General features: G+C 63.5%; 22 protein-coding genes. 9 read left to right on the top strand and 13 right to left on the bottom strand.

The window, feature by feature from the left end; genetic code table 11:
* The first annotated feature begins 144 nt into the window (after positions 1–144).
* A complete protein-coding gene (locus AB5Y81_RS12400) occupies positions 145–1,044 on the top strand; it encodes a DMT family transporter (protein WP_117402955.1) in 900 nt (299 codons plus the stop codon).
* 10 nt (positions 1,045–1,054) lie between these two features.
* Here the strand turns inward: AB5Y81_RS12400 and rsuA are convergent, their stop codons facing one another.
* A complete protein-coding gene (rsuA, locus tag AB5Y81_RS12395; protein WP_279484116.1) occupies positions 1,055–1,747 on the bottom strand; it encodes a 16S rRNA pseudouridine(516) synthase RsuA in 693 nt (230 codons plus the stop codon).
* A 173-nt stretch (positions 1,748–1,920) separates the two neighbouring features.
* On the opposite strand from rsuA, the gene AB5Y81_RS12390 reads away from it, so the two are divergent.
* Positions 1,921–3,117 (top strand): HD-GYP domain-containing protein, encoded by a 1,197-nt coding sequence (locus AB5Y81_RS12390; protein WP_279484115.1) that lies wholly within the window; start codon positions 1,921–1,923, stop codon positions 3,115–3,117.
* Here the strand turns inward: AB5Y81_RS12390 and AB5Y81_RS12385 are convergent.
* On the bottom strand, positions 3,114–3,302 hold the full coding sequence (locus AB5Y81_RS12385; RefSeq protein ID WP_279484114.1) for a hypothetical protein: 189 nt from the start codon (positions 3,300–3,302) through the stop codon (positions 3,114–3,116). The two genes, AB5Y81_RS12390 and AB5Y81_RS12385, sit on opposite strands and share 4 nt — an antisense overlap.
* Positions 3,303–3,404: 102 nt before the next feature.
* Positions 3,405–4,055 carry a fructose-6-phosphate aldolase gene (gene fsa / locus AB5Y81_RS12380; RefSeq protein ID WP_005302782.1) on the bottom strand — a complete coding sequence of 217 codons (651 nt, stop codon included), beginning with the start codon at positions 4,053–4,055 and terminating at the stop codon, positions 3,405–3,407.
* 128 nt (positions 4,056–4,183) lie between these two features.
* Between fsa and AB5Y81_RS12375 the strand changes: the two genes are divergently transcribed.
* The 5 genes from AB5Y81_RS12375 to AB5Y81_RS12355 all read left to right on the top strand — a co-directional run bounded on the left by AB5Y81_RS12375 (position 4,184) and on the right by AB5Y81_RS12355 (position 11,398).
* Entirely contained in the window at positions 4,184–5,080 is an 897-nt protein-coding gene (locus tag AB5Y81_RS12375) for a glycyl-radical enzyme activating protein (RefSeq protein WP_279484113.1), read from the top strand.
* Positions 5,081–5,132: 52 nt separating this feature from the next.
* Positions 5,133–7,565: a formate C-acetyltransferase/glycerol dehydratase family glycyl radical enzyme gene (locus AB5Y81_RS12370; protein ID WP_279484112.1), complete on the top strand. Its 2,433-nt coding sequence runs from the start codon at positions 5,133–5,135 to the stop codon at positions 7,563–7,565.
* 92 nt (positions 7,566–7,657) lie between these two features.
* On the top strand, positions 7,658–8,404 hold the full coding sequence (locus tag AB5Y81_RS12365) for a DNA-binding transcriptional regulator YciT (protein ID WP_005302788.1): 747 nt from the start codon (positions 7,658–7,660) through the stop codon (positions 8,402–8,404).
* A gap of 128 nt (positions 8,405–8,532) precedes the next feature.
* Entirely contained in the window at positions 8,533–9,426 is an 894-nt protein-coding gene (locus AB5Y81_RS12360) for an EamA family transporter (RefSeq protein WP_279484111.1), read from the top strand.
* Positions 9,427–9,547: 121 nt separating this feature from the next.
* Positions 9,548–11,398, top strand: coding sequence for an extracellular solute-binding protein (locus AB5Y81_RS12355; protein WP_279484110.1), 1,851 nt, complete (start codon positions 9,548–9,550; stop codon positions 11,396–11,398).
* 107 nt (positions 11,399–11,505) lie between these two features.
* On the opposite strand, the gene AB5Y81_RS12350 is transcribed toward AB5Y81_RS12355, so the two are convergent.
* On the bottom strand, positions 11,506–11,898 hold the full coding sequence (locus tag AB5Y81_RS12350; RefSeq protein WP_005302792.1) for a DUF2750 domain-containing protein: 393 nt from the start codon (positions 11,896–11,898) through the stop codon (positions 11,506–11,508).
* Positions 11,899–11,992: 94 nt separating this feature from the next.
* Positions 11,993–12,550 (bottom strand): hypothetical protein, encoded by a 558-nt coding sequence (locus tag AB5Y81_RS12345; protein WP_244366847.1) that lies wholly within the window; start codon positions 12,548–12,550, stop codon positions 11,993–11,995.
* Between the two features lie 248 nt (positions 12,551–12,798).
* Here AB5Y81_RS12345 and AB5Y81_RS12340 point away from each other — a divergent pair, with 248 nt between their 5' ends.
* Positions 12,799–13,047: a TIGR02647 family protein gene (locus tag AB5Y81_RS12340; protein ID WP_005302794.1), complete on the top strand. Its 249-nt coding sequence runs from the start codon at positions 12,799–12,801 to the stop codon at positions 13,045–13,047.
* Here the strand turns inward: AB5Y81_RS12340 and AB5Y81_RS12335 are convergent.
* The 7 genes from AB5Y81_RS12335 to AB5Y81_RS12305 all read right to left on the bottom strand — a co-directional run bounded on the left by AB5Y81_RS12335 (position 13,034) and on the right by AB5Y81_RS12305 (position 18,845).
* Positions 13,034–13,339 (bottom strand): hypothetical protein, encoded by a 306-nt coding sequence (locus tag AB5Y81_RS12335; protein ID WP_139397912.1) that lies wholly within the window; start codon positions 13,337–13,339, stop codon positions 13,034–13,036. The genes AB5Y81_RS12340 and AB5Y81_RS12335 overlap by 14 nt on opposite strands.
* Positions 13,340–13,459: 120 nt before the next feature.
* Positions 13,460–13,669, bottom strand: a complete 210-nt coding sequence (locus AB5Y81_RS12330; protein ID WP_005302803.1) for a cold-shock protein — start codon at positions 13,667–13,669, stop codon at positions 13,460–13,462.
* 204 nt (positions 13,670–13,873) lie between these two features.
* Entirely contained in the window at positions 13,874–14,974 is a 1,101-nt protein-coding gene (locus tag AB5Y81_RS12325) for a dihydrolipoamide acetyltransferase family protein (RefSeq protein WP_017778578.1), read from the bottom strand.
* Entirely contained in the window at positions 14,971–15,957 is a 987-nt protein-coding gene (locus AB5Y81_RS12320) for an alpha-ketoacid dehydrogenase subunit beta (RefSeq protein ID WP_005302805.1), read from the bottom strand. The genes AB5Y81_RS12325 and AB5Y81_RS12320 overlap by 4 nt, the downstream gene beginning before the upstream one ends.
* A complete protein-coding gene (pdhA, locus tag AB5Y81_RS12315; RefSeq protein ID WP_017782312.1) occupies positions 15,954–17,045 on the bottom strand; it encodes a pyruvate dehydrogenase (acetyl-transferring) E1 component subunit alpha in 1,092 nt (363 codons plus the stop codon). Before pdhA ends, AB5Y81_RS12320 begins: the two co-directional genes overlap by 4 nt.
* A gap of 280 nt (positions 17,046–17,325) precedes the next feature.
* Complete coding sequence (gene astE / locus AB5Y81_RS12310; RefSeq protein WP_017782311.1) at positions 17,326–18,351, bottom strand: succinylglutamate desuccinylase; 1,026 nt, start codon at positions 18,349–18,351, stop codon at positions 17,326–17,328.
* 284 nt (positions 18,352–18,635) lie between these two features.
* Positions 18,636–18,845 carry a DUF1127 domain-containing protein gene (locus AB5Y81_RS12305; protein WP_005302810.1) on the bottom strand — a complete coding sequence of 70 codons (210 nt, stop codon included), beginning with the start codon at positions 18,843–18,845 and terminating at the stop codon, positions 18,636–18,638.
* 505 nt (positions 18,846–19,350) lie between these two features.
* Between AB5Y81_RS12305 and AB5Y81_RS12300 the strand changes: the two genes are divergently transcribed.
* Positions 19,351–20,244 (top strand): DNA replication terminus site-binding protein, encoded by an 894-nt coding sequence (locus tag AB5Y81_RS12300; RefSeq protein ID WP_017765641.1) that lies wholly within the window; start codon positions 19,351–19,353, stop codon positions 20,242–20,244.
* Positions 20,245–20,358: 114 nt separating this feature from the next.
* Here AB5Y81_RS12300 and AB5Y81_RS12295 read toward each other — a convergent pair whose 3' ends face one another.
* Positions 20,359–24,198: a DEAD/DEAH box helicase gene (locus tag AB5Y81_RS12295; protein ID WP_279484109.1), complete on the bottom strand. Its 3,840-nt coding sequence runs from the start codon at positions 24,196–24,198 to the stop codon at positions 20,359–20,361.
* Positions 24,199–24,223: the final 25 nt, after the last annotated feature.

Below are 24,223 nucleotides of genomic sequence, written 5' to 3'. Positions count from 1 at the left end.
CTTATTTCAGGAAAGGGGGAAGGCCGGCGGCGCGCCTGGATACGAATGCATGATGCCGCGCTTGTTATCCCCGAAGACGCCCCGTATTGTATCGGGCTTGCCCAAGAGATGGAGTCTCTCGGGCTATTTTTTTCAGGAGTTTTTATGGGGTATGAGTGGCTGGCGCTGGCAGCGGCCAGTTTATGGGCAGTGGCGGCCCTGATTTCCGTCAAACCGGCTCGCCATCTGGGGCCATTTGCCTACAGCCGCTGGCGGATGTGCCTGGTCAGTCTGATGCTCGGCAGCATGAGTCTCTTGACCGGCGGCTGGCATACCCTCTCGGGCAGCGCCCTCCCCCTGCTGGCCATCTCGGGCCTCATCGGCATCTTCATCGGCGATACCGCCCTCTACGCCTGCATGAACCGGCTGGGCCCCCGTCGCAGCGGTCTGCTGTTTTCTTGCCATGCGCTGTTCTCCGCCCTGCTCGGGCTCTGGCTGTTCAACGAGCAGTTGACCGGTTCCCGGCTGGCCGGCGCCATGCTGGTGTTTGTCGGCGTCATGCTGGCCATTCTGTTTGGTCGGCGCAGCAGCGGCAGCGAATGGGAGAAAATACGGGGCAGCCTGGCAGCCGGGGTCGCGCTAGGGCTGACCGCCGCCCTCTGCCAGAGCCTGGGCGCCATCATCGCCAAGCCGGTGATGATGGGCGGCGACGTCGATGCGGTGAGCGCCTCCGGCGTCAGGATGGGCAGCGCCCTGCTGGCTCACTGCGCCCTGCGCATGACCGGGCTGCCACTGAGCAAGCCGCAGCATCCCATCAACCGTCGCATCTTCGGCATGATAGCCCTCAACGGATTCCTCGCCATGGCGCTCGGCATGACGCTGATCCTGGTGGCCCTGAAACAGGGGGACGTGGGCATGGTGGCCATCCTCTCCTCCACCACCCCCGTCATCTTGCTGCCACTGCTGTGGTGGCACTCGGGCGAGCGGCCGTCCGCCGCCGCCTGGGCCGGCACCCTGCTGGCCACCCTGGGGACCGTGCTGGTGCTGGGCGCCAGCGGCCACTGACTCCTGGCGATCAGAAGCGGGCGATTTCGTCGGCAGTCAGCTCGCGATATTCGCCCGGCGCCAGATCGTCGTCCAGCACCAGATCGCCCACCCGCTCCCGGTGCAGCCCCACCACCTTGTTGCCGATGGCGGCAAACATCCGCTTCACCTGATGGTACTTGCCCTCGTGGATGGTCAGACGCGCCTCGCACTCTCCCAGGATCTCCAGCTGGGCCGGCCGGGTCTTCTCGGTCTCGCGGCGCAGCAGCACCCCTTCGGCAAACAGCGCAATGGCATCCGGGCTCACCGGATCGGCCAGCCAGACGTGATAGGTCTTGGCGCACTCGTGACGGGGGGAGGTGATGTGATGGGACCACTGGCCGTCATCGGTCACCAGTACCAGACCTGTGGTGTCGAGATCGAGCCGCCCCACCACGTGCAGCTTGCCCATGGCCGGCTCGTCCATCAGGAAGAAGACGGTGGGGTGATCCGGATCCTCGTTGGAGCAGACATACCCTTCCGGCTTGTGCAGCATGAAGTAGCGGTTGCGCTGATCCAGGGTCAGGGTGACGCCGTCGAACTCGATCTGGCTCTGCTCGTTGATGTGGAAGGCGGGCTGCTTGACCACGATGCCGTCCACCATCACCTCTCCCTGCCGGATCAGTTTGCCCGCCAGCGAGCGGGTCAAGTCGGAACAATCGCAAAGAAATTTATCGAGCCGCATGCACAACCTCAGAGTCCATCAAGAAAGGGGCGTCATTATATCGGCCGGGGCCGACAACTCCAGCACTAAGCGCCAAGGCCGGCCAGCATGTCGCCATGACGAACCCCGGCGCCGGTGTTAGACTGCCAACAGAGGGCCTAACGTCACGCATAATAATAATGTCAGGAAGCCGTATGAAGTCGCACACTCCTCATCCCGTTATCCCCGTCAACCAGCTGCAACCCGGCATGTACGTGATCGCCATTACCAGCCAGACCGGCGGCATGGAGATTGCCCAGATGGGGCTGGTGACCACCCGTCAGCAGATCAACGATCTGGTCAGGCGCGGCGTACTCACGGTGCGGGTCGATCTCGCCCGCAGCAAACTGCCCGGCATCGAGCAGGTCATCTCCCCCCAGCCCGCCGTCTCTTCGACCAGCTCACAACGTCCCTCCGGCAGTGGCAACGGCGAGGGGCGTGAACTCAAGATCCGCCGGCTTTATCAGGAGGCTCGCGAGTTGCAGGGCAAGTTCATCCGCCACCTCAAGGCGGGGGAGCCCATCGACATCACGCCGCTGGCGGCAGTGGCCGAGGAGATGGTGGACACCATGTTCACCCACGGCGACGCCATGCTCTGTCTGGCCCGCATTCGCGCCAAGGATGCCTACCTGATGGAGCACTCCATGAACGTCGCCATCCTGCTGGCGAACTTCGGCCGTTATCTGGACCTGGATCGCAGCGTGCTCAAGGAGCTGACCCTGGGCGGCCTGCTGCACGACGTGGGCAAGATCATGACCCCGGACGAGGTGCTGAACAAACCGGGCAAGCTCACCGACGAGGAGTTTGTGGTCATGCGCCAGCACGTGGTGCACAGCTACGAGATCCTGAGCAACACCCCCGGCATCACCGCCACCATGCTGGAGGTGGCCGCCAACCATCACGAGCGGCTCGACGGCACCGGTTACCCGCAGCGGCTCAAGGGCGAGCAGCTCTCGCTCTATACCCGCATGAGCGGCATCGTCGATGTCTATGACGCGGTCACGGCGGATCGGGTTTACAAGCAGGGGATGCAGCCGACCCAGGCCTTTCGCATTCTGCTCAAGGGGATCAACCACCACTTCGATGCCGAACTGGTCACCAAGTTCATCAAGTGCATGGGGGTCTATCCGGTAGGTACCCTGGTCCAGCTCTCCAACCAGCGGCTGGCCATCGTCATGCAGCGCAATCCCCATGAACCGCTCAAACCGGTGGTGAAGGTGATTTATCACGGGGCCCAGCGCCACTACCTCGAGGTGCAGTGGCTGGATCTGGCCAAGAACGGGGTGCAGGAGACCATCGAGAGCACGGTCGATCCCAAGGAGTTCGGCATCAACCTCGCCAACTTCGTCTAGTTGGCGCCCTCTTCCCGCGACCGCTCGACGCAGTGCTGGATGAGGAACTCCTCATCCAGCGGCGACAGATCGAAGCGGATGCAGGCCTCTTCGATGGCCCGGATGTCGTGTTGATGGTGCTCGCTGAGCCAGCGCACGGCGCGGCGCAGATCTTCACCGTGGGGCAGCAGGGTATGGTCGCTCATGGGGCACCTCCGATCAGCCATCGATACCGGCCCGCCACAGCGGGCCCTCTCTTCTAGCTTAGCCCGCCTGCCGCCCCTTCATCATCCGGCCTTCAAACAGGCTCAGGCAAACGCCCGCTGCCAATCCTGATCAAACTTCGCCAGCGCCGCGTCCACCGCCGGCACCCGCAGCAGCTGTTCGGCCACGTCGAGCGGCAATGTGATGGACTGGCAACCCGCCAGCAGGCAGTCGAGGGCCTGGCGCGGGGTGCGGAAGGAGGCTGCCAGCACCTTGCTGTGCGGCGCGTGCAGCGCCAGCAGCTGTTGCAGCTCCTGCACGGTGGCGATGCCATCGCCCCCCTGGGCATCCAGCCGGTTGACGTAGGGCGCTACGTATTCGGCCCCCGCCACCGCCGCCAGCCAGCCCTGCAGCGGGGTATAGACCGCCGTGCCCAGGGTCGGCACCCCGTTGGCCGTCAGGGTCTTGATGGCCGCCAGCCCCTCTTCACATACCGGGATCTTGATCACCAGGTCCCGGTCCAGCTCACGCAGGGCAAATGCCTCGCGCACCATCTCGGTCTCGGTTTTGGCCATCACCTGGGCAAACAGCCGCGCCTTGGGACCCAGCGCCTCCCGCAGAGCGGGCAGCAGCTCGGCCAGCGGCATGCCACCGGCAGCGGTAATGGACGGGTTGGTGGTGACGCCGGCCAGCGGCAGGATCCGTGACCAGCGGCGCACCGCAGCCACATCGGCAGTATCGAGATAAAGCTCCATCTCTGACTCCTTAAGGGGATGTGCAATCTGTCGCCATTCTAGCGACATAACATCCGCAATTTAGTTGATCAAAATCAAATCAACTTTCGAACGAAAGAAAATAGAATGCAAAAACAAAAGGAGGCGGTATGATTTTCGACCTGCAACGCTATTCAACCCACGATGGCCCCGGCATTCGCACTCTGGTGTTTCTCAAGGGGTGCTCGCTGGCCTGTCGCTGGTGTCAAAACCCGGAAAGCCGCTCTCCCAAGCCGGACATACTACTCGACCGGCGCCAATGCATCGAGGGATGCCGGCTCTGCAGCGACTCCTGCCCGGCAATCTTGCGTGACAGCCAGGGTGTCCAGCTCACCCGCACATCCCTCGGCAATCAGGATGTGGAACGGCTGCGCGGCCTCTGCCCCAGCGAAGCGCTGCAGGTGTGCGGCCGGGAGGAGAGTCTGGACAGCCTGATGGCCACCATCCTGCGGGATCGCCCCTTCTTCGAGCGCAGTGGCGGCGGGGTCACCCTCTCCGGCGGCGAGCCCTTCATGCAGCCCGCATTTGCCGCCAACCTGCTGGCCCGCTGCAAGGTCGAGGGGCTGCATACCGCGGTGGAAAGTTGCCTGCACGTGCCCTGGCACCAGATTGAACCCAGCCTCCCCCACCTCGACCTGCTGCTGGCGGATCTCAAACATGTGGATGAGGAGCGCTTCTTCGACTGGACCCGCGGCAAGGTCGCCCTGCCGCTGGCCAATCTCAAGCGGCTGGCCGAGCGCGGCGTGGCCATGCAGATCCGGGTGCCGCTCATCCCCGGCTTCAATGCCGACCACGCCTCCATCGAGGCCATCACCCGGGCCGCCGCCAGCCTCGGCACGGTACAGGAGATCCACTTTCTCCCCTACCACACCCTGGGCGCGGGCAAATACGCCCTGCTCGACCAACCCTATCAGGCCCCCCTCCAGCCACTCGATGACCCGGCACTGCTCGCCTTTGCCCATGAGTGTGCCCGTGCGCAGGGGCTGACCCCGCTCACCCGGGGCTAGCAACACCCCATGGCATCAGCCACTCACTGCCCTATGACCAGAGGATAAGACCATGACCCAGCTCGACCTCACCACCCTGCCCCCGCGGATCCGTGCCCACAAGGAGAGCCTGATCCACATCGTCCAGCCACCGGTCTGCACCGAGCGGGCCCGTCACTACACGCAAGCCTATCAGACCCACCTAGCCAGGCCGCTGCCGGTGCGCCGCGCCCTGGCGCTGGCCCACCACCTCAAGGAGCGCACCATCTGGATCAAGCACGACGAGCTCATCGTCGGCAACCAGGCGAGCCAGGTGCGGGCGGCGCCGCTCTTTCCCGAATACACGGTGGGCTGGATCGAGAAGGAGATAGACGAGCTGGCGGACAGACCTGGCGCCGGCTTTGCGGTGAGCGAGGCGGACAAGCTGGCCATCCACGCCCTCACCCCCTTCTGGCGCGGCCAGACGGTGCAGGATCGCTGCTACGGCCTCTTTACCGACGAGCAGAAGGGGCTGCTGGAGAGCGGCATCATCAAGGCCGAGGGCAACATGACTTCGGGGGATGCCCACCTCGCGGTCAACTACGAGCAGCTGCTTGCTCTCGGTCTCGACGGCCTCAAGGCCAGGGTGGCCGGGCGGCGCGGCCGGCTCGATCTGGCAGACTGGGCCGATCTGCAGCGCGAGCAGTTCCTGCAGGCCGTCGCCATCACCTTCGATGCCGTCAGCCAGCACATCGAGCGTTACGCCGCGCTGGCCCACGAACTGGCGCAGCAGGAGCCGCGCCCCGAGCGCAGCGGCGAACTTGAGACCATCGCCCTCAACTGCGCCCGTATCGCCCACCAGCCACCCGAGACCTTCTGGCAGGCGCTGCAGCTCTGCTACTTCATCCAGCTCATCCTGCAGATCGAGTCCAACGGCCACTCGGTGTCGTTTGGCCGGATGGACCAGTACCTCTACCCCTGGTATCGCCGCGAAGTTGAGCTGTCGGAATCCCTGCCGCGCACACGTGCCATCGAACTGCTGCAAGGGTGCTGGCTCAAGCTGCTGGAGGTGAACAAGATCCGCTCCGGCACCCACTCCAAGGCCTCCGCCGGCAGTCCGCTCTATCAAAACGTCACCATCGGCGGCCAGAATTGGCGCAATGGCAAGGCCCACGACGCAGTCAACGGCCTCTCCTACGCGATTCTGGAGTCCTGCGGCCAGCTGCGCTCGACCCAACCCAACCTCTCGGTGCGCTACCACGCCGGCATGAGCGAGGATTTCCTCGACGCCTGCATCCAGGTGATCCGCTGCGGCTTCGGCATGCCCGCCTTCAACAACGACGAGGTGGTGATCCCCGAGTTCATCAAGCTCGGGGTGAGTGAGGAGGATGCCCACCACTACGCCGCCATCGGCTGCATCGAGACCGCGGTGCCTGGCAAGTGGGGCTATCGCTGCACCGGCATGAGCTTCATCAACTTCGCCCGCATCCTGCTGGCGGCGCTCGATGGCGGCCGCGATGCCACCACCGGCAAGGTCTTCCTGCCCCAGCCCCAGTCACTGAAGGCAGGCTCGTTCGGCCACTTCGACGAGGTGATGGCCCGCTGGGACGAGCAGGTGCGCTACTTCACCAGAAAATCCATCGAGATCGACTGCGTAGTCGACAGCGTGCTGGAGGCCCAGGCCCACGACATCCTCTGCAGTGCCCTGGTGGATGACTGCATCGAGCGCGGCAAGACCATCAAGCAGGGGGGCGCCGTCTATGACTGGGTCTCCGGCCTGCAGGTGGGGATCGCCAACCTGGGCAACAGTCTGGCGGCGCTGAAGAAAATGGTGTTCGAGCAGGGGGTGGTGGATCAGCGCGAGCTGGCCGAGGCGCTCGAGCAGGATTTTGCCGGGCTTGAGGGCGAGCAGCTGCGCCAGCGCCTCACCCATGCGGCCCCCAAATATGGCAACGATCTGGACGAGGTAGACCTGCTGCTGGTGCAGGCCTACCAGAGCTACATCGACGAGCTCAAGGGGCTGCACAACACTCGCTTCGGCCGTGGCCCCATCGGCGGCACCTACTATGCGGGCACCTCCTCCATCTCGGCCAACGTGCCCTTTGGTGCGGCCACCATGGCCACCCCGGATGGCCGCCACGCCCGCACCCCGTTGGCGGAAGGGGCCAGCCCAGCGTCGGGGTCGGATCGCCTCGGCCCCACTGCGGTGTTCAACTCCCTCGGCAAGCTGCCCACGGCGGCCATCCTCGGCGGCGTGCTGCTCAACCAGAAGCTGAGCCCGGCCAGCCTTGAAAACGAGCGGGACAAGGCCAAGCTGATGAGCCTGCTGCGCACCTTCTTCGAGGTGCACAAGGGGTGGCACGTGCAGTACAACATCGTCTCGCGCGAAACCCTGCTGGCGGCCAAGACCCATCCCGATCAGTACCGGGATCTGGTGGTGCGGGTGGCGGGCTATTCGGCCTTCTTCACCGCCTTATCCCCCGATGCGCAAGATGATATCATCGCCCGCACCGAGCACAGTCTCTGACGGGCCCCACCAGGGGCAGCTGTGTCCCATTATGACCGGCAAGCCACTCGCGCGGTGGCTTGCCGCTATCCACTGCCAGCCAGCGAGGCCACATGAACCCACGCCACCAACTGATCCTCACCCTGGTCCATCAGGCCCGCAAGATGAGCGTGAGCGAGCTCTCCCAACGTACCGGGGTCTCGGAGGTGACGGTGCGCAACGACCTGACTTCCCTCGAAAAACAGGGATTGCTCAAACGGGTGCACGGCTCGGCCATGGCGCTGGAGAGCGACGACCCCGACGCCCGGATGAACATCAACTACCTGCTCAAGGAGCGCCTCGCCGAGCGGGCCGCCCAGCTGGTGGAAGATGGCGAGACGGTCTTTATCGAGGGGGGCAGCGCCAACGCCCTGCTGGCCCGTCATCTGGCCCTGCACAAACGGGTCACCATCATCACCATCAGCAGCTACATCGCCCACCTGCTGCGCGACACCCAGGCCCAGGTGGTGCTGCTCGGCGGCCTGTTCCAGCATCAGAGCGAGAGCGTGGTGGGGCCGCTGACCCGGCTGTGCATCGAGCAGGTGCACTTCTCCAAGGCCTTCATCGGGGTGGACGGCTTTCATCCCGAGGTGGGCTTCACCGGCCGCGACATGATGCGGGCGGACGTGGTCAACAGCGTACTGGCCAAAGGGGTGACCAATGTGGTCATCACCGACAGCAGCAAGTTCGGCGCCATCCATCCGAGCCCGCTCGGCACGCCGGACCAGATCGGCGTGCTGGTCACCGACGACGCCCTGCCCGTCACCATGCGATCCACCCTGACTGCGCGCGGCATCACAGTGCACTGCGTCGCCGCCTGAGTAGTACCTTGCCGCCTGTTGCGGGATTGCTCCCCCGCCTGGTCGCTTGACGGCGCCCACCCAGACGAGGGTATGCTCGTCCTCTTTTGGGCACCGCCTGGCAAGGGCCACTCTTTCAAGGACGTGACATGCACACCAAGGACAAGTTTCTGGCCGCTCTGGTCATCCTCTGCTGGGGGCTCAACTTCGTCGCCATCAAGTGGGGGCTGGAGGGGATCCCGCCGCTGCTGCTGGGGGCACTGCGCTTCGTCGGAGTGGTCTTTCCCGCCATCCTGCTGGTCCCCAGACCCGCCATGCCCTGGCGCTGGCTGCTGGCCTACGGCGGTGCCATCAGCCTCGGCCAGTTCTCCTTTCTGTTCTGCGCCATGAAGTTCGGCATGCCGGCGGGCATAGCCTCGCTGGTGCTGCAATCCCAGGTGGTGTTCACCCTGCTGTTCGCCATGATCTGGCTGGGGGAGCGCTGGCAACCCCACCACTGGGTGGCCCTGCCGCTGGCGGGGGCCGGGCTCTACCTCATCGCTACCCATGGCGAGGGCAATCTCACCCTGCTCGGCTTCGTGCTGACCCTCTGCGCAGCCGCCTGCTGGGGCCTTGGCAATGTCATCAATCGCCAGATCGGCCTGCGTTACAAGACCTCTCTGCCAAGCCTGGTCGCCTGGGGCGGGCTGGTGCCCATCCTCCCCTTCTTCGCCCTCTCCTGGCTGTTCGAGGGGCCTGAGCTGATGGCCAGCAGCCTGCTCAACATCAGCTGGCAGGGGATCCTGTGCGTGCTCTATCTCTCCTTTGTCGCCACCTGGCTCGGCTACGGCCTGTGGGGGCGGCTGCTGATGCGCTACCCGGTGGCGCAGGTGGCCCCCCTCTCCCTGCTGGTGCCCTGCGTCGGCATGGTGGCGGCGGCCCTGTTGCTGGACGAGCACCCCACTCCCTTGCAGTGGCTGGGCTCGGCCCTGGTGCTGCTGGGGTTCGTGGTGCATCTGCTGGGCGGGCGGCTGCGCTGGTTCAAATCGCAGACAGCCGCCTGACGCTTATTTATCCGTCGCCATTGACCGGGGCGGAGAAACTTTTCATGATGAGCCAGCCCCCAACGGGGCTCGCGTCATCAACACATGGCCTGCAGGACGCAGCCATCAGGAGAGCAAGGACATGCCATCGACAGTCACCGCCGGCCCCCGGATCATCCCGCGCCTTCTGCGCACCAGTGCCATCACCCTGACCCTCTGCCTGAGCCACTACGGCTGGAGCGCCACCCTGCCGGCTGACCTCAAGTGGGAGAGCAACAACACGGATCCGGTGTTCGCGGATCCGGCCGCCAAGCGGGGCGGCACCTTTCGCGGCTTCATGACCAGTTTTCCGCTGACCCTGCGGGTGTACGGTCCGGACTCCAACGGCGGCTTCGCTGGCTATGTGCGGGAGACCAACCTGCCGCTCTTGAGCACCCATCCCGTCACCGGCAATCCCATGCCGATGCTGGCCAACGAATGGGCCTTCGGAGCCGACCACAAGACCCTCTATCTGCGCATCAATCCCAAGGCGCGCTGGTCAGACGGCCAACCGGTCACCGCCGATGACTGGCTGTTCACCCTCAAGCTGCTGCGCAGCAAGGAGATCAACGACCCCTGGTACAACAACTACTACAGCACCCAGATAAGCGACGTCACCAAGTTTGATGACCACACCCTGGCCATCTCCAGCGGCAGTGCCAAGAGTCGCCAGGATCTGCTGGAATCCCTCCCCTTCACCCCGGCCCCCAGCCACGCCATCAAGATCACCGCCGACTGGGTCAAGGAGTATAACTGGAAGGTGCTGCCGGTGACCGGCCCCTACCAGCTTGGCGAGGTGAAGAAGGGCAAGTCGGTCACCTTCGAGCGGGTCAAGGATTGGTGGGGCAATGACGAGCGTTACTTCCAGCACCGTTTCAACCCGGACCGGATCGAGCTCAAGGTGCTCAGGGATCAGAACATCGCCTGGCAACACTTCCTGCGCGGCGAGCTGGATACCTTCCCGCTGGTCATGCCCAACTGGTGGCACGACAAGACCAGGACGCCTGAGTTCGAGCAGGGCTATATCGAACGACTCTGGTTCTACAACCAGACCCCCCAGTCCCCCATGGGGCTCTATCTCAACACCGCCGATCCGCTGCTGCGCGACCTCAATGTGCGGCTCGGCATCCAGCATGCCCTCAACCTCGACAAGATGCTCACCACCCTGCTGCGGGGGGATTACCAACGCCTCAACAGCTACGGCTCAGGCCAGGGGGAGTTCACCAACACGGAGCTCAAGGCCCGCCCGTTTGACCCCGAGCTGGCACGCCAGTACTTCGCCAAGGCCGGTTTCACCAAGCCCGGCCCCGACGGTACCCTGCAAAACGACAAGGGCCAGCCGCTGACCCTGAGCATCACCTACACCACGGCGGAGCACGCCCAGCGCCTAACCCTGCTGCGCGAAGAGGCCAAGAAGGCGGGGCTCAACCTCGAGCTCAACCTGATGGATGCCTCGGCCGGCTTCAAGTCGATGCTGGAGAAGAAACACCAGAGCGCCTGGATGGGCTGGAGCACCAGCCGCTATCCCGCCTACTGGGAATATTTCCACAAGGTCAACGCCAACAAGCCGCAGACCAACAACATCATGAACATAAATGACGACGCCATCACAGCCCTGGTGGAGCAGTACGACAAGGAGTTCGACTTCGCCAAAAAGGCGGCGCTGTCGCGCCAGATCCAGCAACGACTCTATGAACTGGCCAGCTTCGTGCCCGCCTATCAGGTGCCCTACACCCGGGAGGGGGCCTGGCACTGGATAAAACTGCCCAAGTTGCCGGCGACGCCCAAGAGCGAACTGCTCTACTGGCCGCTGGACGGCAGCAACAGTGGCTACAGCTACGGCGGCCTGCTCTGGATTGATGAAGAGGCCAAGGCGCAGACCCGGGCCGCCATCAAGGCAGGCCAGCCCTTCCCGCCCGTCACCCTGGTTGACACCACCTATCAGCAGAAATAGGGCAACCTGCTTCTCTGCCAGGGTGTACCAAGGCCATCAACAAAAAGACCCCGCACAGTGGCGGGGTCTTTTTTGCAACCTGGGTTGCTCGCTGAGGCAGAAGGCGCTTAGCCGCGCTTGGCCTGCTTCTGGGCGATGGCGTCGGCCACGTCGGCCGGCTCCAGCACGATACCTTCCTGATCCGGCGTCGGGAAGACGGCCACGCACAGCTCATCCTGCTCCATGCCGTCAATCCAGCGCTCCAGCCACACCTTGAGGGTGATGGACTGCGGCTTGCAATCGGCCCACTCCCCTTCGGCCCACGCCTTGGCGTACTCCGGGTGCGGCCATACCGGGATGCAGTCTTCATCGTCGGTGGTCAACATCATGACGCCGTGCTCGTCGGTCAGAACGAACAGCTCTTCGTGCTCGACCAGCTTGCTGATGAAGTGATCAAAGCGGTAGTCCGCGTTCAGTTGCAGCGCTGCATTGCGCTCGGTGTCGCTCAGTTCATAGCTCATCGGTCAAGTCTCTTGTGCAATAAAGGGCGCCATGTTCACATCTTGCCGGCGCCTTGTCCAGTATGAGAGATCGGTCACCGATTTTTGAGCCGGTTCACCCGAGCTCAGGAGTCACCAGGTCGATCTCCGCCATCTCGCCAAGGCGCTGGCGCAGCCAGTAGGCCGCCTCCACTTCGACGAAGCAGAGCTGATCCCGACCGGCCTTCGCCCCCGCCAGGATCTGTGCAAGACGAGCCTGCTGCGCGCTGTCCCAGGCATCGGCCAGCTTGCCGCCATGAGCCTCTTCCACCACCTCGCGGCGCAGCTCGAACAGGTTGTCGGTGATCGGGCTGTTGATCTTGGCCGGGCTGTGCCAGTACATCTGCAGGTTGTCCATCATCTCGCTGTCGTAGTTGGCCAGCGCGTCCAGCTCAGGCGTTGCCCCCTCTTCACCGGTCGCGAAGTCGCACCAGGCTGCCGTCAACGGTGCCAGGCTCTGCGCGGTTGCGCCCTTGCCATGCTGACGCAAGGCGGCGACATCAGCCCCCTTGCAGGCGGGTAGCCAGACATCCCCTTCATGTTGTTCGAGCAGCGGCAACAGCAGGGAGGCCGGGTAGACGGAAAAACGGGAACCCAGGGTGTGCAGCAGGGATACCAGTGTGATCTTGACCATGGAATGCGCCTTGAACCGGGGGCCGACAGACAATATCGGCCAGATAGACAAAGGAAGCCCTATCCTATCATGTTTGACGCTGCAAAGCCGGACTCAAACAATTCTCAATTGATTCGCCAGATGACGGCCAAAAAAGCAGCGTTCGAGCACGCCAGGGAGAGAGAAAGCCCAATAGTTTGAGCCAGCGCCCACTAAAGTGGATCCGGGAGTGCTAGTTTGCATACATCTTTAGCGTAAGGAGTGCATTCATGATCGGGATCGACCAGGTTTCCAGCGAGTTTGTAAACGATTTGAAAATACTGGCATGCTTTGATCCGGCCAACATGAGCCTGGGGATCAAGTTGCGCAGCGACATGTCCGACGAACTCTGCCAGGCGGCAGTTCGCCTGCACCAGCAGGGACTCATCAGCGCGGAAGATGGCGGCTATCTGACGCCCTTTGGCATGACCATGGTGGAACACCTGCAGCACCTGCTGGTGGCACTCAAACCGCTTTGACCGTCTTGGGAGCCCACAGCGAAAAGTTGAGCAGCTCCCAGCGTTTCCCTTGACGCAACAGACAGGCAAACAGCAAAGGACCTTCGGGTCCTTTTATCTTGCCATCGACCATCCACTCCCCCGCCCGTTGCGGCAACGGCTGCGCCCTGATCTCGTCCGGGAGCCTGCCAGCGCCCACCCGCACCTGCACAAACTGCTGGCACACAGTCATGGCCTCTTTCTCAACGAGGTTAGGCCCCTGTTTATCGGTGGAGGCTATCAGAGTGGTGGCGAGCAGAAGGGATGGCAGCATAGTCGGCACAACATGCAGAAGTAGAAGGTCACGCCTCACACCGACGGACGGTGAAAAACGCCCATAAACAAAAAGCCGTGGAACCCAAAGGCACCACGGCTTTCTTAAATTCTGTAAGAATTACAGAGCAGTTACGTTCTCAGCCTGCGGGCCTTTTTGACCTTGGGTCACGGAGAACTGTACGCGCTGACCTTCAGCCAGGGTACGGAAGCCGTTACCTTGGATGGCGCTGAAGTGAACGAAAACGTCCGGGCCGTTTTCTTGCTGGATGAAGCCAAAACCTTTGGTTTCGTTGAAAAACTTAACGGTACCGGTGATCATGTTAGACATATCTTTAAACCTGTATTCAAAATAATTACTTATGCTTTTCAGCGGATAAAGCTCAAAAAACGGGATTAACTTATGAACAACAGGAAAAGATGTAAAACATCATATTCATTGACATAACTATCGCCCTTTCAAGCTGGTTGAGATTATACGTGGCTTTGGGGATTACGCAAACAATTTGTGCCCTGCCACGGCAGGGCACAAACGTTACAGCGTAGGTGCTTCCAGCGCCTGAACCAGGGCTTTGAGGAAGCGTGCCGCCTCGCCGCCGGTGCAGGCTCTATGGTCGAATGTCATCGACAGTGGCAACGCTCTGACCGGGCGCGCCTCCCCATGGATGAACACCACCTTCTCGAACAACTTGCCCGCGCCAATGATGGCCACCTGGGGCGGCGTCACGATCGGGCTGGCATAGCGGCCCGCGATGGCGCCGAAGTTGGTGAGGGTGATGGTCGCCCCCTGCAGCATCTCGCGCGGTACGGCGCGCGCCTTCACGTCGGCGATCATGCGATCCAGCCCCTGGCGCAGATCAGCCCCTTCCCGCTCGGCCACGTTTTCCATTACCGGCACGTAGAGCCCATGTTTGGAATCCACCGCAATGGCCACGTTGACCTCCCTGAACAGCCGTCTTGACAGGGTGTCGCCGTCAAACCAGGCATTCATGGAGGGCTCGGCCCGGCAAGCTACACCGATGGCCTTGATGAGGCGCACCGTGACGTCTTCATCGGGACGCCAGTGGCGCAAGTCCACCTCGTCGGTGATGCTGACCGGCACCACCGTCTGGTGCGAGAGCTCCATCGCCTTGGCCATGGCCCGGCGCGACCCCTTGAGGAACTCGTTGCCGCTGCTCTGCTGGGCTTCGAACGCTTGCTGCACGTCCTGCTCGGTCACCATGCCGGCACTGCCGCTGCCCTTGATCCGCTCGATGTCGAGCCCCAGTTTCTGGGCCAGCAGACGTACCGCTGGCATGGCCTGCACCAGGGCGCCGCCGGGGGCGATGGCGCCCACCACGAAGTGATCCTCGATATGCTGCTGATGAGCGTTGACCTTGCCGACCACGGTACCGTCATCCTCGCCGCCTTCGAACTCCACCAGCGGCGCACCTATGTGCAGAATGTCCCCCTCGGCACCACACAGCCTGGCGATGACCCCAGCCACCGGTGAAGGAACATCCACCAGCGCCTTGGCCGTCTCTACCGATAACAACACCTGGTCGACACTCACGGTATCGCCGGCGCTGACCTTCCATTCGACGATCTCGGCTTCGGCCAAGCCTTCACCCAGATCCGGTAATTTGAAAAATTTCATAGCCACTGGTTCTCCATCAGCTGATGAGCTGCATCGGCAATGTCCTGCTCGGTGATGAGGTAATACTCTTCGTTGCGGTAGTAGGGGACGGCGGCGTCCACCCCGGTGAGCCGTCTGGGCGGTGCCTTGAGGGAGGTGAGCGCCTCCTCGGTGACCCGTGCCACGATTTCGGCGCCGACTCCGAAGCTGCCGCACGCCTCGTGCACCACCAAGAGGCGGCCGGTCTTGCGCACCGATGCCAGTATGCTCTCCATGTCCAGCGGCTTGATGGTGGCCAGATCCAGCACCTCGCACTGGATATCCTGTTCCGCCAGCAGGTTTGCCGCCCGCATCACCTCCTGGATGCAGGCCCCCCAGGCGACGACCGTGAGGTCGCGGCCTGGACGCAGGGTGAAGCAGACATCCAGCGGCAGGCCGATGCCGTCATCCACCACGTCGGACTTCATGGAGCGATAGATGCGATCGGGCTCGAAGAACATCACGGGATCCGGGTCACGGATAGCCGACAACAGCAGGCCATATGCCCGTTTCGGGCTGGAGGGGATCACCACTCGCAGCCCGGGAATGTGGGCAAACAGGGCTTCCACGCTCTCGCTGTGGTGCTCGGGGGAGTGAATGCCGGCGCCGTAGGGAGAGCGGTAGACGATAGGGCAGGTGATGCGGCCCCGGGTGCGGTTGCGCATCCGCGCCGCCTGGCAGATGATCTGCTCCATGCCCGGGAAGATGAACCCCTGAAACTGGAATTCGGCCACGGGTTTGAGCCCCTGGGTGGCCATGCCGACCGCCACCCCGGCGATCAGCCCCTCGGCCAGCGGGGTATCGATCACCCGCTTGAAGCCGAACTTGTCGCGCAGGCCCACGGTGGCGCGAAACACCCCGCCGTTGACCCCCACATCCTCGCCAAGCACCACCACATCCGGGTCTCGTTCCATCTCGTGATGCAACGCCAGATTGACAGCCTCGAGCAACGTCATATCACTCATGCTTCCTCCCCGCTGTGCTGCTGCATGCCCTTGGCGATGATGCGCTGGCGCTGCGTGCGGTAATCCTTCGGCAACTCGGCAAACTGATAGTCGAGCAGGGTTTCCGGCGCCTGCGCCGCCGTTCCTTCATAGACGGCCACAGCGCGCTCGACCTCGCGGGCCGCCTCGGCCAGCAGTGCCTGCTCCTGCTGCTCGTCCCACCAGCCCTGTTCAAACATGAACTGACGCAGCCGCTTGACCGGCTCCTTGGCCCAGGCGGCTTCCACCTCGGCCGCTTCCCGATAGCGGGTCGCATCGTCGGCCGTGGTGTGATCCCCCAGCCGATAGCTGACCGCTTCGATCAGGGTCGGTCCCTTGCCGCTACGGGCGCGTTCGACGGCGCTGCGGGTGGCCTCATAAACGGCGACCACGTCGTTGCCATCCACCTGGATACTGCGCACACCGGCCCCTATCCCCTTCTGGGCCAGGGTGGGGGCGCTCGACTGCAGCTTGCGCGGCACCGAGATGGCCCACTGGTTGTTGTTGATGATCATCACCATGGGCAGGTGCCATACGCCGGCACAGTTGAGCCCCTCCAGGAAGTCACCCTTGGAGGTGCCACCATCGCCGATGGTCACCACGGCGACCCTGGGTTGATTGCGCAGTTTGAAGGCCGCGGCGATACCGGCGGCATGGGTGATCTGGGTGGCGATGGGCACGCAGATGGGCAGATCCTCGGAGAGTTCACCGTCGGCCTTGTAAAAGACGCTGCCGCGCTCGTCCCCGCCCCAGTACTGCAGGTTTTTCTCCATGGGCACGCCCCGCACATAGAGGGTGGGCATGTCCCGGTAGTAGGGCACGTAGACATCCTGCGGCTGCATGGCGAGCCCGACGCCTATCCCGACCGCTTCGGCCCCCAGATGGGAGGGAAACGTGCCGAGCTTGCCGGTTCGCTGCAGCGCGATCGCTTTCTTGTCATAACTGCGCACCATCACCATGTTTCGGTAGAAGGTGTGCAGCATCGCCTTGTCCAGCCAGGTCGGTAGTGTGGCGACCGGGCGCCCTTCCTCATCGAGGTAACGAAGGAAAGGGATGTCGACATGGGTCATAACTGGCTCCTTGCCGTTGTCAACGTCACCACCATGAGGTGACCCTTTGAATGTAAATAGATTGTTAACCAAAGGGCAATGAGATTTAGCCAGGTAAGACCAGTAGAAACTTCTTTAATTTCAGAAAGAAGCTGGATTTTTCGGCTGAAAGAAAACGAAACAGGGAGCCACGTCGGGCTCCCTGTCAGGGCGGAGCGGGAGCACCTGGGGTTCCCGCTCCGAGCTGCACGGCCGGCAAGGCCGGCGGCAGCCTGAGATTGTCATCAGGGGTCGTGCCGGGTTACTCCCACAGCCGGGTCGGCACCACCAGCAACACGGTGCGCTGGCCGATGGCCACGTTGGCGTTGGGGAACACCACCGCCTCCCGCGGTTTCTCTACCGTGTAGCGCAGTTCGCCATCCTCGGCCAGCACGAAACCCTGGGGAAATTCGGTGAAATTGTCCACATCGCTGGCAAACAAGAAACGAAACTGCTCCGAGCGTTTGTTGATCACCCGATCGATGGCAAAGATGGTGAAGTCATCCGCTCGCCAGGGCTCCAGCTCCACCTCATCCCGGGTCACCAGATCCTGCAGCGCCTGCCGGGTTTCGATGAAACGGGTCATGTCGTTCTCGCCGAACGGGCGCACCTTGCCCAGCTCCACCGTGAAGGCGTGAGCGCCATGGTGATGGGAGCTGTAATAGCTGAAGGTGGTGGTGGGGCCGCTGGAGAGCAGAATGGTGCGCACGCCGCAGGCACCGAGAAACTGTACCTGCTCCTTGCAGTGAGGCCGCTCGTGGGGGAAGGGGTAGACGGCAAACTTCTCGTGGCGCGAGCCGCGAATGGCGGTGTGCAGATCGTAGTGGTAGCGAGGCCTGGCCGCGTCGGCAAAGAAGCGGCTCACATACTGCTCGAGGCGCATGGCGCGGATCCGCTCCTGATTGCACAGCCCCTCCCCCTTGCTGTGGGCGCCGGAGAAGAGCCGGTTCATGTTCTCCTCCACTTCCCGCACACCCAGGTTCATGGCTGCCGGGTTGCCGAACAGGAACAGTACCCGATGGCGGGCCTTGAGCTCACCGCAGAGCAGGCGGGTCAGCAGCTGGTTGCAGATCTCGATGGGCGCGGTTTCGTTGCCGTGGACGCCGCAGGAGAGCACGATATCCTTGCGCCCACCGGGTTGATCACCGGCCCCGGAAGCGGGCTCGAGGCAGAGCACGCCGGTATCCCAGACACTCACCCTGTCGCCATTGGCCAACGCATAGGAAAAGGGCTCAAGCTGCCACTCGTGGCGGCGGGTCAGAGCCAAAAAGTCATGCTGGGGAATCATCCATCTCACCCTTTTGTCAGGAACGCTATGGGCGGATTATACGCAAGGCGCTTCGGCTTAAAATCAATTTTTAAACAAATTCAAACAGTAATGTTACAAGTTTGGGTGTGGAGCAGGATCGGGGCGTGGGGAACAGAGAGAGAGCGGCACAGAGCCGTGAGGGAAGAAATCGGGTAAGGCGATCAGCGTGAAGCAGCTGATGAACAGGGCAATCCATCAACCCGTGACGGCGGCGGTCTGCGACCTTGGATCAGCAAAAAAACGAGGCATCCTTGCCCGGCAGATCAACCACGCCAGAACGGCTTGGTGGTCTCTTGATAACGATCGGCTTCGTTCAGACCGATGTCCTTGAGCAGGTATTCGGGCAGCTCGGAGAGCTGGCGACGGCTGCGGCTACGTTCCAGCCAGGTCAGTACGGTCATTTTGACGCGGGCAACCAGATTCAGTTGGCTGGAATGCTGGTAACCGGCGGCGGTATAAGTCATGTTGGCCATGATATGGCTCCTCTGTAGGGTGTCTGCGCGGGTGCAAATTTGTTGCGCAAAGCTTAGTCAGGGGGTATGGCCGACTCAATTGACGAATTTTGATAGCAGACATTAGTAAAACTAATGGTTGATGTCCGTGGTGAGATAAACATAAGATACTGATTATAAAAGACTAACAAACCTTTTCTTGGCCTGATGAAAGGCTGCAGCATATTCTCCTGCATGGCTCCCTTCTAACTATGCAGTTTCCTCTGCTGGCTATGCACTCCCGTCCTTGGCAAAAAGCAGGGTCAACCGGCTGTTTTACATTCAATTGTTAATGAAGAGATCTTTCATTGATCTTCAATTAACACATTGATACACCACAGTTACCTTCCAGTGACCCATCGCCTTGCCCGCCTCTCGCTCCCACTTGGCACGCATACACAGGGCTGATATGGTTATTTATACAGTACCTTTACCGCCTTGCCGTTTCCCGCCCCAAGGGCCGGCAAGGGCGACACAGGATATGCCGATGGAGACATTCACCCCCACCGCCGCCTTGCGCCAACAGATGGAGCGGCTCGAAGAGGCGCTGGCCAGACTGGCGGATCAATTGACGCAGCTGGAGCTGCTGGAAGCCCACGTCTATCCCCTGCCCGCCGTCGCGCAGGGAGAGGAGCACGAGCCCATCGACACCATCACGGTGGGCTACCTCGATGGTGAAGAGGCGCTGGCCGCCACCCTGGCCGCCTATCGGGATCACAGTGCCCGCGCCGGCTGCTCCACCAAGGCCACCCATCGCCTGCCGGGCTGGCTGCGCTTGCCCGCCGCCAGCGCCCCGCTGCTGCGACCGCTGATCGACGAGATCAATGAGTGCAAGCTCACCTTCAAGGCCCTGGTACAGCAGGCGGGCAGCCGGGACGAGAAGTTCGAGCTGGTGCACAGGGCGCTGCCCGGGGTCATCACCCTGCAGGTCTATCGCAAACTGACCCTGCTGGAGGGTGACCTGCATTCGCTGGGCTTTACCTGGGCCGACAAGCAGAGCATCAACCGCCTCAGCCGCGAGCAGGTGCTGGAGATGCTGGAGCGCAGCCGCCGCTATGTCCCGGCGCTGTCGGACAACGAGGAGTGGAGCAAGATGGTGGATCAGGAAGTTTACGATATCCGCCGCCTGCCGGCGGATGCAGAGCTTCGGATCCGCCGCCCGGTCAAGACCCACCCCATGATCAACCTGCTCTGGCTGGATCGGGAGCCCCGCAAGCAGCAGATCAAGGCAAGCCTGCCTCTGTTGCTCTGCGCGGACAGCCAGCCGGCCGTCACCCATCTGGGACACTACCCGCCCAAGCTGCGCCAGGCCAGGCGGGATCGCAAGATTGGCGGCGAGCCCGTCATAGAGCGACTCCACCTCTACCTTTATCAGGGGTAAAGGGGCCTTGCCCACCAGGCACAACCCACTCAGCTCACCGCCCGTATCACCCAACAACAAGGGGGAGCATCACAGGATGCTCCCCCTTGTTTCTTGCGCCGTGTCAGCCCCTCGTCAGCTCATCAGCAGGGCCCGCAGGCTCTCCACATCCAGCCCGCGCACTTCCGACTGGCCGCTCAGCAGGCCATCGGCCAGCGCCCGCTTCTCGTCGTGCAGGGCGACAATCTTCTCCTCCACCGTCTGCTCACACACCAGGCGATAGACGGTGACCGGCTGGGTCTGCCCCATGCGGTGGGCCCGGTCGCTCGCCTGATCCTCCACCGCCGGGTTCCACCAGGGGTCGAGGTGCAGCACGGTATCGGCCTGGGTGAGGTTGAGCCCTGTGCCCCCCGCCTTGAGGCTGATGAGAAACAGCGGCACCGCTTCGTGGCGAAAGCGCAGGATGGAATCCTGCCGCGCCTTGGCCGAGCAGCCACCATCCAGATAGCAATAATCCCACTGCCGCTGCTCGATGCGGGTGCGCAGCAGGCTCAGCAGATCGACGAACTGGCTGAACACCAGCACCCGATGACCGCCGTCGATGGCCTCCTCCAGCAGCGCCATCGCCTCGTCCAGCTTGCTGCTGGCCTCGGCCCACTCCGGCATCACCAGCTGGGGCGAGCAGCAGAGCCGACGCAGCCGGGTCAGGCCGCTCAGCACGTGCATCAGGGCGCGACCATCGGCACTTTGCACCTGCTGCACCACTTCGCGCCGGGTCGCCTCGTAGAGCTGGCGCTCCGCCGGGGAGAGGCTGATGTGGTGGATGATCTCGGTCTTGTCCGGCAGCTCGGTCAGCACCTGGTGCTTGAGCCGACGCAGGATGAAGGGGCTGATCACCGCCCGCAGCAGCGCCATGTGCTGGGGATCCTTGACCGCTTTGCCAAAGCGGCGCTTGAACTCGCCGAGGCTACCCAGCAGCCCCGGATTGATGAAGGTGAAGAGACTCCACAGCTCCCCCAGATGGTTCTCGATGGGGGTGCCGGAGAGGGCGAGCCGAAAATCACCGTCGAGCTGGAACAGCAGCTTGGCCCGCTGGGTACCGGCGTTCTTGATCTGCTGCGCCTCATCCAGCACCATGCTGGACCAGCGCCGCGACTTGAGCGCCTCCGCCAGGCTGCCGAGCATGCCGTAGTTGAGCAGGATGATCTGCCCCGCCTTGGCCTCGCGCACCATCCCCTCCCGCTCGGCGGGGTTGTCGAACACCACCACCTCCAGCTCGGGGGCGAAGCGGGCCACTTCCTCCTGCCAGTTGGTGACCACTGACTTGGGTACCACCACCAGGGCCGGCCCCAGATGCTGGCGCATGCGCAGCACGATGAGGGCCTGCAATGTCTTGCCCAGCCCCATGTCATCGGCCAGACAGGCACCGAAACCGTGATGGGCCAGGGTCGCCAGCCAGCGCACCCCCTCCTTCTGATAGTCCCGCAGCGGCCCCATCAACTCGTCCGGGCACGCCACCTCCTGTTGCCACTCCTGCTGAAGGTTCTGCCAGGCGGCATCCCCCTCGGTGGTGATGACGGAGAGCAGCCGGGTGAGCGGATAGGCCAGCTTGTTGTTGATGCGCTGCTCGTCATCCAGCATGGCCCCCAGCATGGTGAGCCGCTCCACCAGCTTGTCGCTCAGCATCAGGCTGGTCTTCTCGTCGAGCTGGACGGTGCGCTGACCCGGCGTCAGCTGGCGCAGGATCAGGCGCAAATCGAGGATCTGATGCTCATCGAGAGAGAGGGCCCCCTCCACCTGGAACCAGTCCTGACGCCGCTCGATACGCAGACTCAGCGCCGCCTCATCGAGGCTCTTCAAACGCGCGCTGTCCTGATGCCAGTGAATGACCACGCCGGCATCCACCAGCTCCGGCAAGGCGTTGACCAGCGCCAGTGCCTGCTCCCCCTCGAGCCGCCATTCACTGCCGGGCAGCTCGATGGGCAGCTGGTTGCGCAGCAGCTGGGCCTCGCCCCGCTCGGCCGCCATATCCCGCTGCCAATAGTGATAATCCTTGATCCCCTGGCGCACGATGGCCTCCCCCTTGCCAAGGGGCAGCGGCGGCAGCTCCTCGAAGCGGGTCACCAGCCTGACCGCCAGCTGGCCATCCTGCCAGTCGAGCTGCACCGAGGCCACTCCGGGCCAGGGCGTCAGCTCGGCATTGCCGTGCAGCCCCGCCACCTGGCTGTGCCAGGGCAGATCCGGGATGGCATCCAGGGTGCGTTGCAACTCAGCCAGCCCCTCGGCCGGCAGGTCGGGAATGGCCTCCAGCGCCGGCAGGCGATCCTGCAGGGCCTGGGGGGTGAGGATGAGCTGCCACAGATCCTGCGCAAGCGGCAGTATATGCGCCCCTCGTGCGGCTGCAGCCGGGCTCAACACGGCCCCCATGCCCTGCTCGGTGGCCACGATCTGCAGCAGTGGCGCCGTGATGGCGAGCTGCAGCTTCTGCCCTCTGGCATTGAACAAACGGGAGTGGTTGGCCAGCGGCGCCCACACCTCGCGCGGCAGCCGCCCCATGTTGCGCGGCAGAGTGCGCACCAGCGCCCAATCCTCTTCGTCGAGCAGGGCGGCGTACTGGGTAGAGAGCAGGGCGGGATCGACCCGGCGACCGGCGGTCCACTCCCCCTTGGTGCTCTGCTTCTGGATCTTGCACTCGAGCTCGGGCCCTTCGGCGTGAAGCAGCCAGACCAGCCGCTCCTGCGGTTTGCGCACGCCGCTGGAGCGGCCCAGTCCCTGCAGCCAGTTGAGCCAGCTGGCCGAGGCGGGAGCCTTCTCCTCATCCTCAGACGCACTCCCCTGCTCATCCTGCCCGGCGGCCCGCAGCTGCTGCAGCGGGGCGCGTTCTGCCCCCTGCCCCAGCAGCAGGCGCAGCAGATCCTGGCAGAAGGCCATCAAGCGGTGACGGGGCGCGGCCTCCAGCACGTGGGAGAGATCCCACTTGTGCAGGATGGCCACCTGGGGACTCTGCTCGCCGTGCCGGGCCAGCGCACAGAGATCGAGCCAGAGGTAACCCCAATGGAGCTCCTCCAGCGGCAGTTGCAGGGTGTCGAACAGCCCGACCGCCTGGCCGTGGCGCTCCCCTGCCCACTGTCCCAGCAGATCGGCCAGCAGGGGGAACTGATTGGCCAGAGTGCGCAGCCACTTCTTGCGCTGCTCGCTGGCCAGCACGGGATCCGCCTGCTGCAACCAGCCCAGCCAGAGCAGGGCACTGAAGGTGGCAGGCCACTGACCCGCGCCCGTCACGCCCGCTGACACCTGCCAGGCCCCCAGCGCAGCCAGCAGGCGCTCGGCCAGCGGCTGCTCGTCTTCCTGCTCCGCCAACTGCTGCAGGGCGGGCCAGTGAGTGGTCGCTTCCCCGCTCGGCTCGCCGCAGAGCCATTGCCACTCGGCGGCAAAGCCCTCGGTCAAACTTGCCAGCTCGGGCGCACAGTGCTGGGCAAGCGGGGTGAGCGGCCACTGCGGTTGGGGCTCGGCATCAAGCAGGGTCTGCAGGGCGAAGTGCTGCATCAGCAACCGCTGCCACTGCGGGCTCGAGCCGACCAGCAGCAGCTGGGCGTCGGGCAGATCGAGCAGACTCAGCAGGTCGGCCGCCAGATAGTAAGCGGGTACTTGCCCGGCCTCCCCCAGACAGAGCTCGCGCACCAGCGCCTGGGCCATCTCCTGACCGGTGACCGACGGCACCCGTGCCCAGTTCGGCATGGGGCAGTCGCCGCGGCGCACCGCCAGGATGAGTGCCAGCGTCCCCTCCGCCGTCAGGCTCCACTGCTGCTCCCCGCGCTGGCGAACCAGCCCCTGCTGCTGCAACTGACCGAGCCGATCCGGCAGGGTCTGTCCAGGCGGCAGTTGTTCTTGCAAATAGCGGGTACTGGCGGTGCGCTGCAACTGCAGCTCGCCAAGCAGGGCATAACAATCTGAAGAGAGAGTGGACGCAGACATCGAGACTCACGGGCCGGTGCAAAAG

Origin of the sequence: Aeromonas sp. s2 (assembly GCF_040907935.1) — a bacterium.
Taxonomy (GTDB): domain Bacteria; phylum Pseudomonadota; class Gammaproteobacteria; order Enterobacterales; family Aeromonadaceae; genus Aeromonas; species Aeromonas dhakensis.
The sequence above is the reverse complement of the archived record's forward strand: the minus strand, read 5'-3'. Positions and strand labels throughout refer to the sequence as shown.